The sequence below is a fragment of the Paenibacillus sp. FSL L8-0435 genome, assembly GCF_037965655.1.
Classification (GTDB): domain Bacteria; phylum Bacillota; class Bacilli; order Paenibacillales; family Paenibacillaceae; genus Paenibacillus.
Genome location: NZ_CP150185.1, coordinates 4,446,866 through 4,458,721 on the forward strand (window position 1 = coordinate 4,446,866; position 11,856 = coordinate 4,458,721).

The following is an 11,856-nucleotide window of genomic DNA, read 5'->3' on the forward strand; positions in this document are numbered from 1 at the left end:
AAATAATCTTTAGGTCACTCTACAGTCGATCATCCCGATCCTTGAATAAAAAGAGACTGTCTGCTCCCTCATCATTTCGATGAGTACCACTTTGGATACCCGTCCCCCGTTGCTTGCCAAACAGCAGTTTCAAACCGCCAAAAATGAGCAGCAAGGATACGATGACGGTATTTAAATAGGAACGTATCTCATACGTCATAAATGCATTAGGGAAGAGTTCATTCAGCTGAGGAATGACAAGACGGATCGCCAGGTAATATAGACCCAGCGCGGCAATCCCGAATCCAATCAGACGCTGATGGCGGGCCCAGTCCTTGAAGATCGGTTGATCAACCAAAGGCTCGCGTCCATAGCGACTGGAGCACTGTAGCCCGTCAAAGAAGCTGTAGAACCAGATCAACGGAATCATGAACAGAAACACCGATAAATGAAGCAGGTCCAGAACATAGATGCTGCCCAGGAACAGGAACATCAATTGCATGCCTCTTTTCTGCAATCCAAGATATAGATGACCTGCACCTGGAAAAGCAGATAGCAGCGTTGCAAGCACTTTGCTACGTCGTCCGGCTACTCTGCCCATCTCCAATTCTTCGAATAATGTCCGATCCTGCAATATCTCACCAGCCTGCTTACGGTGGACATGCTGTACCGCGTCAAACATGCAGTATACCCATATTACAGGCAGTATGAGTAGGAACATCAAAAATACCGATTCATTGGTGATCGAAGCTACAAAAACCATCATGGCAAATGAACCAAAGAACGCCATCAGGAAGGACAACCCGCGATGCAACAATCCCAGATGAAGATGTCCCAATCCTGGAACAAATGAGAGCAAAATAGTGAAGAATCGTTCACCCTCACTGCCTTTTTGGTACATGGGTTGACCATAGGGCCCCTCAGGATGGCCATATTCACCACCTGGATGTTGATGCAGCTCATCTTCATTCATCTGCTCCATAGGCCCTTGCTGACCCATGTATGCTCCCTGGTAGGCTGCCCCTTGGTGTGGAGGCGCTCCATAAGCCGCACCGTATCCCCTATAATGTGCTTCTCGGGCAGAAGGTGTACGGAGCAGAACAATAACCATATCCAGCATGCTGATCCCCCAGAAGAAAGCAGCAAAAAGTGCACCGAAAATCAATAAATCTTGTTCATTAGTGACCATGGCTAACATGAATGAACCAACAGCTGTTCCGAAGAAAAGCAATGGATAAATCACGGCTCTTGCAGCCCGTCCCCAATACATGAAACCAAGACCGGGTATCAGGTTTAATAGAAATGCGAGTAATTTGTTACGATCTGAGTGCACAGTCGTCATCCTTTCTTTTCAGGCAATGCGAAACCATTTATGGTTTAGGCTTGAGGTTATCCAGCCATGAAGTGGCTGTCTCCGTCCATTTCTCGGTGAAAGACCCTCTGTGGTCGCCATCCTGGAACTTGTGATAAGGGGCTACCTTGTCAAAAAGTCCAGATGAGAGGAAGATCAATGTCAGACAGGCTGCTACCGCATAATGAAACACTTTATGTTCAAGCCAGCGCCGGTTTCGTCCAGCGCGGGATTTACGTTGAGACTTAGAGGATTGAATGTCTTCAATCCGATGCATGACTGAATCCGCAAACCCTGCCGGGTCAGACAACGGAGGCAGTTCCCCATGGATACCGAGCGCTTCCAAATATATGTCCATCGCATCCGGATCTTCCAGCAGAAGCTGTTCCATTTGGTTCGCTTGAGTTTCACTCATATGGCCTTCAATATAATCAGTCCATTGCGCAGCGGTATACTTCTCCTGTTTACTCACGCCATTCATCCTCCTTCCAATGTTTTCGAATCCACTGCCGGGCACGATACAAGCGGGATTCCACGGTCTTCACAGCCACCTGTGCATCACTGGCAATCTGCTCATAATTTTTTTCGCTTAGATAATACGCAGTGATAATGTCACGATGCTGAGCAGGCAACTGATTAATTCGTTCGCGAAGTTTATCCTGACGTTCTTCACGAACGAGACGGGTAAGAACGTCTTCATCCCGTCCGGGCATATTGATTATTTTTTCTTCTCCACCCGGATCCTCAGCAGCTCGTCTGCCCAGCTTGCGTTTGGCATCAATCGCTTTGTGAAAGGCAATTCGGGTTAACCACGTTTTGAAACCTTCAGAACGGTAGTCGGGGAGAGACTTATACATCTGTATGAACGCCTCCTGAGCTGCATCCTGTGCTTCCTGATCGTTCCTGAGTACGGAATAGGCCACATGGTATACATGCTGGCTATACTTATCAATCAGAGTACGCATCTGGGATGTATCTCCTTGACGGATTTGTTCGATTACGCGCGCTTCATCAATAACTCTCCCCTCCTCTCCAATACTATAGACGACAGCTTGTGTGTTAACCCCTGCGTGATCCATCAAATTTTTGTAAAACAAAATGAAATCATTGCCTGAAAGGTTGATGTTGCTGATCACTCATCCAATCTTTAATCCAAAAAAAACAGGCACAGAATGACTTCTGGCCTGTTTCTTGTCCCTGTCTACGCTGGAATTAACGTCCACCATTACGAAACCGCTGTGTGTACGCCTTCGCGTCTTGAACGGTCTTGACACGATTGCGACTCCACTCAAGCAGGATTCGATCGATATACCGAAAATGTACTTTGCCTGCAAACACCGCTTCCTTCAGAGCCATGAGAATCAATTCCTCTTGATAACGGTCCTGATCCAACCAGCCGGATATCGTCTCACACTCCATTGGCGAGAGCGGACGTCCGAATTCTTTTTCGAAAATGGAGAACATGTTCCGTTCTTCCTCTTCTTTTTGAACACTGTTCGAATCTTGACGTGCTGTATTGCTGCGCTGCTGCTCCGCACGGAATGCGGCTACTTCTTCAGCAGTACATGCTGCAAGCTTGGCATATAATCCATGTAAATCATATCGCTCGTACTGGATGTCCCGTTCTTCGTCACGGTGCTCGTCAATAGCAATATACCCATCCCTCATTAGACGTTGCAACATTCTGGCAATGCCTTCAGGTGCAAGTCCCATGCGCGCCGCAAGCTCTTCAAGCGTGGGAAACTCATTGAACTCTGCCTGACGGAACCCTAGCAGTTGAATCAGAAGAAGAACTTCTGCATCTGATAGGCCAAGCTGGTGATAATAACGTAACAAGGCATACGGCAGATGGGCTGTACCCGAAGTCATGCCATAAGCTGCTCCATCCAACCAAGCTTTGGATGTAGTGTCTTCCATAGACGCTCCTCGGTTAAACATTAAGGGTACAGACGATAGAGCATACGTGGGAATGCGATTGTTTCACGTACATGATCCAATCCACAGATCCATGCTACCGTCCGCTCCAATCCCAGACCGAAACCGGAGTGAGGAACCGATCCGTATTTTCGCAAATCCAGATACCATTGGTAAGCTTCATCCGAGAGATTGTGCTCCTCAAAACGTTGTTGCATCAATTCCGGATCATCGATACGCTGCGAACCGCCAATAATCTCTCCGTAGCCTTCTGGTGCAATCATATCCGCACAGAGAACAACTTCAGGACGATTTGGATCTGGTTTCATATAGAAAGCCTTGATTCCAGCAGGGTAATGTGTGATAAAGACCGGTGTATTATACTTCTCAGCAATTGCTGTTTCGTGCGGTGCACCAAAGTCCTCTCCCCAAGGAATATCAAAGCCTTGTCCATGCAGGAATTCAATAGCTTCATCATACGTAATACGCGGGAATGGCGCTACGATGCCTTCGAGTTTGGATACGTCACGACCGATAGATTCCAGTTCTGCACGGCAGTTTTTCACCACGGATTGAACGACATGAGCGATAAATTTCTCTTGTACACGCAGACTTTCCTCGTGATCTACAAATGCCATTTCCGGCTCAATCATCCAGAACTCAATCAAGTGACGACGTGTTTTGGACTTCTCTGCGCGGAATGTTGGACCAAAGGAATATACCTTGCCCAGCGCCATAGCTGCAGCTTCCATATACAATTGACCACTTTGTGTCAGATAAGCATCTTCATCAAAGTATTTGATGTGGAACAGGTTCGTTGTTCCTTCCGCAGACGATGGTGTCAAAATCGGAGGATCAACTTGTGTGAATCCGTTACCATCAAAGAACTGCTGAACAGCGCGAATAATCTCTGCACGAATCACCATAACAGCACGCTGCTTCGTGGAACGAAGCCACAGATGACGATGATCCATCAAGAAATCAACACCATGCTCTTTAGGCGTAATTGGATAGTTTTCAGTCAGGTGAATAATCTCAACCCCTGTAACAGTCATCTCGTAACCGGACGCACTGCGAGGTTCTTCACGAATAATACCTGTAACATACAAAGAGCTTTCTTGGGTCAGGCTCTTGGCATTGTTCCAGATCTCTTCACTAACTTCACTTTTTACAACAACCCCTTGGATATATCCGGTTCCATCACGCAGCTGCAAAAACTGAATTTTACCGCTGGAACGTTTGTTGTTAATCCAGGCACCGATTGTTACGGTTTCGCCTACATGCTCGTTCACATTACGAATTACACAATTCGTATTCATGCCCATATCTCCCCTTGGTTCCTGAATTTGAAAATGCAGCGGGCAGGCTTATGCCTGTCCCCTGCACTTCCTTGTCATTCTATATTTACTTTACAGTTAGATTACTGAGAATTCAATACGATTCGGTGTGTATCACGTGCAATTACCAATTCTTCGTTTGTTGGCACAACGAGAACTTCCACTTTGGAGTTCGCTGTTGTAATCCGGCGTGGTTCGCCAGAACGAATGGCATTCAACGCTTCATCCAGTTCAACACCCAGATAAGTGAGTTGCTCACATACTTTTTGGCGAAGTACAACGGAGTTCTCACCTACACCAGCCGTAAAGACGATCACGTCTACACCGTTCATTGCAGCTGCATATGAGCCGATGTATTTACGCAGACGGTATTCGTACATTTCAAAAGCAAGCGTGGAGTTGGCATCGCCATTCTCCATACCTTCCGTAATCTCACGCATGTCACTGCTGATTCCGGAGATCGCAAGCAATCCACTGTGTTTGTTCAACATGGAGTTCACTTCACTTACGCTCAGTTCTTCCTTGTTCATTACATAAGGTACGATGGCTGGGTCAAGGTCACCAGAACGCGTTCCCATCATCAATCCTTCAAGCGGAGTCATACCCATCGAAGTATCAACGGATACGCCACCTTTAACTGCTGTTACACTACCGCCGTTACCGACGTGACAAGTGATAATTTTCAGATCTTCCACTGGACGATCCAGATATTCAGCAGCTGCCTTGCTTACGAAATCATGGGAAGTACCATGTGCGCCGTAGCGACGTACTTTATATTTTTTGTAAAGTACACGCGGAATAGCATACAGGTAAGCTTTTTCAGGCATCGTCTGATGGAACGCTGTATCGAAGACCATAACTTGTGGCACACCAGGCATATTTAATTCAGCCGCACGAATACCCATCATTGCTGCAGGGTTATGAAGTGGAGCCAAGTCGAACAAACGACGAATTTCAGCTTTGGCAGCATCATCTACCAATGCAGATTCTTTAAATGCTTCACCACCGTGAACAACACGGTGTCCAACAGCTTGAATTTCACTTACAGAATCCAGTACACCATTTTCTTTGTGAGTCAAAATATCAATGACTTTACGGATCGCTGTTGTATGCTCCAGAATCTCACTAACTTCTGTAACATCCTCACGGCCTGTCGGTTTGTGTGTCAGGATGGAGGAATCCATTCCGATCCGTTCTACCAAACCTTTAGCCAGTACAGATTCGTCAGTCATATTATACAGTTGATATTTGAGCGAGGAACTCCCCGCATTAATTACGAGTACTTTCACAGTCGGTCACCATCCTTGTCGTACTTGAAGAATCCTTCGCCTGTTTTGGCACCCAGGTGTCCTGCACGCACCATTTTCTTCAGGACTGTAGAAGGACGATATTTCAATTCTCCGAATTCACGGAACATTCTTTCGAGTGCAGCTTCAACAGAATCCAATCCGAAACGGTCAGCCATTTCGAGTGGTCCATGTTGGAAGTTGTATCCGATACGCATTGCATCATCGATATCTTCAGCAGATGCAACACCTTCTTGCAATACATGCAACGCTTCGTTAATCAGCAGGCAGATCAGACGGGAAGTTACGAATCCAGGGGATTCATAAATCATGACTCCTTTTTTGTCCGCTACTTCTTCAACAAAACGTCTGGTCTCTTCGAATGTTGTATCCGAAGTTTTCAGTCCACGAATAATCTCTACAAGATCAACCCGGGATACCGGGTGAATAAAGTGCATGCCAATAACACGCTCTGGATATTTGGTCGAGCTTGCAAGCTCGGTCAAACTCAGCGTGGATGTATTACTTGCCAGAATGACATTGCTTGGACAAACTTGGTCCAGTTGGCTGAATACTGCTTTTTTCGCATCCAGATCCTCTGAAATTGTCTCAATGACCATGTCGCAAGTTCCAAGTTCAGCTAAATGAGCTACCTTGGTAATGCGGGAAAGAATCAATTTCTTCTCCGCTTTTGTAATCGCCCATTTCTCCAGTTGTTTATCCAGATTGGTTTCGATCATGTCATATGCATGATCCAGCTTTTGTGTTGTATGCTCCACGAGAAGCACATCAAGTCCTTTGGCTGCGAGCATCTGGGAAATACCTTGTCCCATCGTACCGCCGCCGACAACTCCTATTTTTTTGAAAAACATGGTTCTGCTCCATCCTTTCGGTTCTCTATTTCTCTATTGTACCCTGTTCGCCGAAAATTACAAATTTCGACCCAACATATAATAATATCTTAGCACGAGTGAAATGTAAAAAAAAATAACCAGCATAAATAAATTATGCTGGTAGAAGGGCACTGTCACGAAATTGACAACGAAATTGTTCGCCAGACAAAACTTCCTCACGAATCAAGATGTCGAGTGAATTGTCGAAAATTGTCCGTTGTTCTTCAAGCAACCGCTTCGTCTGTTCCATCAGTTCTTGCAGAATTAATTTATTCTCTCTCATCAGTTCCTCGGTTGTCACCATATCCATGTTCACAATCCCAAGTGAAGTCAATCCGGAAGCCATCATCGTCTGCACAACATTGGTTGCCTGATCGAAGTCATTGCGTGAACCTGTGGAACGACCACCGTAGTACATTTCCTCCGCAGCTGCTCCTCCGAGTGCAATCATGATCTGCTCTTCCAGGAAGCGCTTCGTATATAGGAACTGTTCCTGTTGCGGGTTATGACGGACATATCCCAGCGCCTGACCACGCGGACTGAGTGCCACCTGACTAACACTGCCTGGACGAACAAGTTCAGCCATAATGGCATGTCCCAACTCATGAATAGCGACCCTTTTCTTCTCTTCCACACTGGACTCACGGTCTGTCTTTTCACCCATCATGACTTTATCAATAGCCAGAGACAAGTGCCGCTGTTCGATGTTCAACAGCCCATCCCGCATGGCGTATATTGCCGCTTCGTTCATCACACTTTCGAGTTGTGCACCAGAGAAACCATATGATTCTTCCGCTGTTTTCTCCAGATTAACTTCCTTCAACAGAGGTTTGTTCACCGCATGCAGTTCCAGAATATGCTTTCTGCCCTTTTTGTCAGGCAAGTCCACTTGAATGTGACGGTCAAAACGTCCCGGTCGCGTTAGGGCGCTATCCAGCATCTCTTTACGGTTCGTTGCAGCGATAACCAGAATTCTTGGCGTATCGGAAGAATAGATTCCATCCATTTCCGTCAGGAGCTGATTCAGAGTCTGATCATATTCACGCTGTTGACCACCCTCACGTTTCCCCCCGATGACATCGATTTCATCGATAAAGATAATAGCGTTTTCCTTATTTTCCTTGGTGGCACGGGTTCTCGCGTCCTTGAACAAATCCCGAATTCTGCTGGCACCCACACCAACATACATTTCCACGAATTCACTACCCGATGCTGCTACAAAAATAGAATCGGTGTAATGTGCAGCAGCCTTCGCCATCAACGTTTTCCCTGTCCCTGGAGGGCCCGTCAGCAAGATCCCTTTTAACGGGCGAATCCCGAACTTCCGGATTTCTTCATGTTTGATCAGAAAGTCAAGCGCTTCACGCAATTCCTGCTTGGCACTGTCCTGTCCGCCAATTTCTTCAAAAGTAAGCTTGGAAGGTCCTTTTTTCTTACGTTTACGTTCCTGTGCAGCGCCTACTGTAATCCCGCCACGCATTTGCATCATGAACAGCAGACCACCGACAACCGCCGCCGCAATAAGAATCGGAACAATATTAACACCAGTAAACGCAAGGAAAATAATCAACACAGGAAAAAATCCGATGGCAACTTCTTTTGTCCATTTAGGCATTAGGCCACACTCCTATCTGACCGGGCACACGCGGCAGAATTATAAACTTGCTAGCATCTCCGTCACTGAGACTGACATATACATTGTTGTCATCCATAGCTGTATTCACTTTAATCCCGTTCGTCGCCATCTTCGACAACGTTGGTGTAATTTCGGTGTACTGCTTGTTCTCCATCGCCTGGGCTACGGTAAACATGGCATCACCCCACCAGTTCTCAAGCGCCTCGTTGGAATGATCCACAACATCCAGCTTTAACGAGCGTGAACCAATCACCGTCTGTCCTTCTTTGTGAATATATTGTACCAGTCTGCCCAAATCAACATCAGGTTGCAGATCCAGTTTCAATTGTACGTCATTGCGGTTAATAGTTAATTGAACGTCATTGACTCCATCGTACTGGGTAACCATCTTTTCAATCGGATTCTGCACGGCCACCTGACGATATACAAACCAACCTCCAAACAACACAACGGCTGAAATGACGGCAGTTAAAGCAATAGGCAATACTTTTAGCTTCAAGTGAATTACCCCTCCCAGATTTTGGCCTAACCTACTGGCTTATTGGTATATACGAATATGTGCACATTGACTCCTGCGATAATTTCGACAGGTTTATTTGTTTTGAATGTAACTTTGAGTACATATCTGAGTATATCACATCGTATATACAATTTCGAAGGCGAAAATATGAATAAATTATTAATTTTAACTATTTAAATCAAAAATGTTTACAGACAACACAAAGAACCGGTTCAGTCGGATATCCGTCTGCCGGTTCTTTCATTTCTTTAAATTCTCTAGTTATGTCACTCTATTTGTTCTAGCTGTTCGGGAGGGTGTAGACCAGGTCCACCTGTTCTCCGTTGCTAAAACGATAAAAGCGATAGTGGTTATGCGTACCGTCTTTATAATACACTTGCCACACATATATTCCATTCACAACTCCGGGCATGATTCGCTTAATCTCACCGGCAGGAACTTCAGAACTGAAGCGATTGCGGATCTGCGCTTCGGACATGCCATTCTGCAGCAGCTCACTGTGTACAGCGTTTGCACCCTTAGCCGGTTGATTGTTTGCATCGAATTTAACCCAGACCATAACATCCTGGTTATCCTTATTTTTGCCGATCAGGGTCCAGTAGATATTGTCAGAGCCTTCTTTGTCTCCCCAGATGTACTTGCGCAATTCATCATAGGATGTAATGCCCAGTTGCTTCTGTGCTGCCTCTATAGCGAGCGCTTCTTCCTTGCGCTGGTCCTGCGTGACATAGACGTAATAACGCTGAAGTCCAAACAGAATCAGAACCAGTGCAAGTAGCGAAATCCATATCCACTTCTTTTTTTTCTTCAAAAGCCGAACTTCCTTTCCCTATGATGCTGTCCTGCAATTAACGAGCAAGCAGACCATCAAATGCCAATTGAGACTCACGCAAAATACGTTCTTCATCCAGCGTCAGACATTCGCCATGTTTCACCACTTGTTTTCCATCCACCCATACGTGCTCAACATCTTTGGCAGAAGCCGAGTAGATCGTATGTGAGATCAGGTCTGTATGTGGATAGAAATGTGCCTGTTCAATATCAAGGGCGATAAAATCAGCCTTCATGCCGACCTGAAGCGCTCCGGTATTGTTCAAGAAGATGGATTTGGCACCATATAACGTTCCGAGTAGTAACGCTTCGCCTGCCGGTACTGCCGTCGGGTCACCAGATACACCTTTGTGGATCAATGCAGCCAGTCTCATTTCCTCGAACATATCCAGGTTGTTGTTGCTTGCTGGTCCGTCTGTTCCGAGTGACACGGTAACTCCTGCTTTCAGCATCGCAGGTACCCGCGCAACACCGGAAGCGAGTTTCAGGTTACTTCCCGGGTTATGGGATACAGCCACATCATGACGGGCCAGAATCTCAATCTCTTCATCATTCAGATGCACCGCATGTGCAACCAGGGATGGACGGGAGAAAAATCCCAGTTTCTCTAGATGTGCCACAGGACGCAGTCCATAATCAGCCACGTTCTGCTCCACCTCACGAAGCGTTTCAGACATATGTGTATGGAGAGGAAGGTTTAGGTCATTCGCGACCTGTACAAGCTTCTCTATGTAGTCAGGAGGGCATGTATATGGGGCATGTGGCGAGATTACGGTTGTAATACGACCATCTGCCTGTCCATTCCACTCACGTGCAAACGCTGCCGACTCCTCCAGCTTCCGCAATTGCTCTTCTTTCGAGCACAGCCCGATTACACCACGTGCCAGTGCTGCTCTAACGCCGGATTGCTCCACAACTTTGGCCACTTGATCCATGTGATCATACATGTCCAGGAAAGCTGTAGTTCCGCCTTTCAACATTTCAAGCACCGATAGCGAGGTTCCCCAATATACATCTTCTGAAGTCATTTTCGCTTCCATCGGCCACATTTTTTCCTGCAACCATACTTGCAATGCAAGATCGTCTCCGTGCCCTCTGAGCAACGACATCGCTGCATGACCATGCGTATTGATCAGACCCGGCAGGAAGAACAGTCCTTTTCCATCTACCTTGGTACTATTTTTGTCTTCATCCGGCAATGTCTCACCAATATGCACAATCTTGTCATTCTCAACAACCATGTATCCTTGGACCACGTTCCATGTTGTGCCGCCTTCATTAACGGCAAATTTGCCGTTGTGGATTACCCATCTATTTGTTGTCATCTTCCTCGTCGTCCTTTCCAGTCTCCAAGTAATAGGCCAAACTAAGCAGATCCGTTGTAAAGTCAGCATGGTGAATGCGGATATGCGGCGGTGTTTTTAGAATTGTTGGTGCAAAATTAAGGATCGCTTCGATTCCGGATTCAATAAGCTGATCGGCTACATTTTGGGCTTCCGTATCCGGAACCGTGATAATTCCGATGCGGATGTTATCCGTTTTAACCGCTTCCGTCAATTCATCCATTGGTTTTACCGTCAAACTGTTGATTTGACTACCAATCTTCGGTCCATATGCATCAAATACAGCAACAATCTTCATGTTGTCTTTCAGATATGCGTTGTAGTTGGACAAGGCTTGACCTAGATTACCCGCGCCTACCAGAGCTACATTAATTTGCTGATCGATCTTGAGAATGTGACGAATTTTCTCGATCAGATAGGATACATCATACCCGATCCCTTTACGACCAAAATCACCGAAGTAAGCCAGGTCTTTACGAATTTGGGCCGGATTCAGATCCAGCCTCTGTCCAAGCTCTTGAGAAGAAACAGTAGCCACCTCACGCTGATGCAACTCGTTCAAATAACGCAAGTATACAGGCAGACGTCGTACCACCGCTTCCGAAATTTTATCCGATTTCATTCTTGCTCCCCCTTACCAAGGCCACGATAAAATAATAGATGAAAAGATGAGCATTCTGTATAAACTCAAAGATAAACGTGACATTTTATACAGAATGCTCCTTGTAATTTAGGTTATAAGTTCTTACGTGCAACTGCTTTAATC

12 protein-coding genes are annotated in these 11,856 nt (G+C 46.1%); all 12 read right to left on the bottom strand.

The genetic code is table 11. The features are described 5' to 3' along the window. Positions 1-19 precede the first annotated feature (19 nt). Positions 20-1,321, bottom strand: coding sequence for a multi-tm2 domain protein (locus NST33_RS19680; RefSeq protein ID WP_221820362.1), 1,302 nt, complete (start codon positions 1,319-1,321; stop codon positions 20-22). A gap of 28 nt (positions 1,322-1,349) precedes the next feature. After that, complete coding sequence (locus NST33_RS19685) at positions 1,350-1,802, bottom strand: hypothetical protein (protein ID WP_221820360.1); 453 nt, start codon at positions 1,800-1,802, stop codon at positions 1,350-1,352. Continuing rightward, complete coding sequence (locus tag NST33_RS19690; RefSeq protein ID WP_339304793.1) at positions 1,795-2,466, bottom strand: RNA polymerase sigma factor; 672 nt, start codon at positions 2,464-2,466, stop codon at positions 1,795-1,797. The genes NST33_RS19685 and NST33_RS19690 overlap by 8 nt, the downstream gene beginning before the upstream one ends. A gap of 76 nt (positions 2,467-2,542) precedes the next feature. Then, on the bottom strand, positions 2,543-3,247 hold the full coding sequence (locus tag NST33_RS19695) for a DnaD domain-containing protein (protein WP_221820358.1): 705 nt from the start codon (positions 3,245-3,247) through the stop codon (positions 2,543-2,545). Positions 3,248-3,267: 20 nt separating this feature from the next. Next, a complete protein-coding gene (asnS, locus tag NST33_RS19700) occupies positions 3,268-4,563 on the bottom strand; it encodes an asparagine--tRNA ligase (RefSeq protein WP_017687752.1) in 1,296 nt (431 codons plus the stop codon). A 101-nt stretch (positions 4,564-4,664) separates the two neighbouring features. Further along, complete coding sequence (locus NST33_RS19705; RefSeq protein ID WP_036671987.1) at positions 4,665-5,870, bottom strand: acetate kinase; 1,206 nt, start codon at positions 5,868-5,870, stop codon at positions 4,665-4,667. Beyond that, the gene (locus tag NST33_RS19710; protein ID WP_017687750.1) at positions 5,867-6,739 is read right to left on the bottom strand and encodes a 3-hydroxyacyl-CoA dehydrogenase NAD-binding domain-containing protein; all 873 of its coding nucleotides are present in this window, start codon (positions 6,737-6,739) and stop codon (positions 5,867-5,869) included. Before NST33_RS19710 ends, NST33_RS19705 begins: the two co-directional genes overlap by 4 nt. A gap of 133 nt (positions 6,740-6,872) precedes the next feature. Then, entirely contained in the window at positions 6,873-8,375 is a 1,503-nt protein-coding gene (locus tag NST33_RS19715) for an AAA family ATPase (RefSeq protein ID WP_221820356.1), read from the bottom strand. Continuing rightward, positions 8,368-8,895: a hypothetical protein gene (locus tag NST33_RS19720; protein ID WP_091017992.1), complete on the bottom strand. Its 528-nt coding sequence runs from the start codon at positions 8,893-8,895 to the stop codon at positions 8,368-8,370. Before NST33_RS19720 ends, NST33_RS19715 begins: the two co-directional genes overlap by 8 nt. A 301-nt stretch (positions 8,896-9,196) precedes the next feature. Continuing rightward, a complete protein-coding gene (locus NST33_RS19725; protein ID WP_076209941.1) occupies positions 9,197-9,727 on the bottom strand; it encodes a DUF5590 domain-containing protein in 531 nt (176 codons plus the stop codon). A gap of 37 nt (positions 9,728-9,764) precedes the next feature. Next, positions 9,765-11,072: an amidohydrolase gene (locus NST33_RS19730; protein WP_221820354.1), complete on the bottom strand. Its 1,308-nt coding sequence runs from the start codon at positions 11,070-11,072 to the stop codon at positions 9,765-9,767. Continuing rightward, positions 11,059-11,712, bottom strand: a complete 654-nt coding sequence (locus NST33_RS19735; RefSeq protein ID WP_076209939.1) for a redox-sensing transcriptional repressor Rex — start codon at positions 11,710-11,712, stop codon at positions 11,059-11,061. Before NST33_RS19735 ends, NST33_RS19730 begins: the two co-directional genes overlap by 14 nt. Positions 11,713-11,856: the final 144 nt, after the last annotated feature.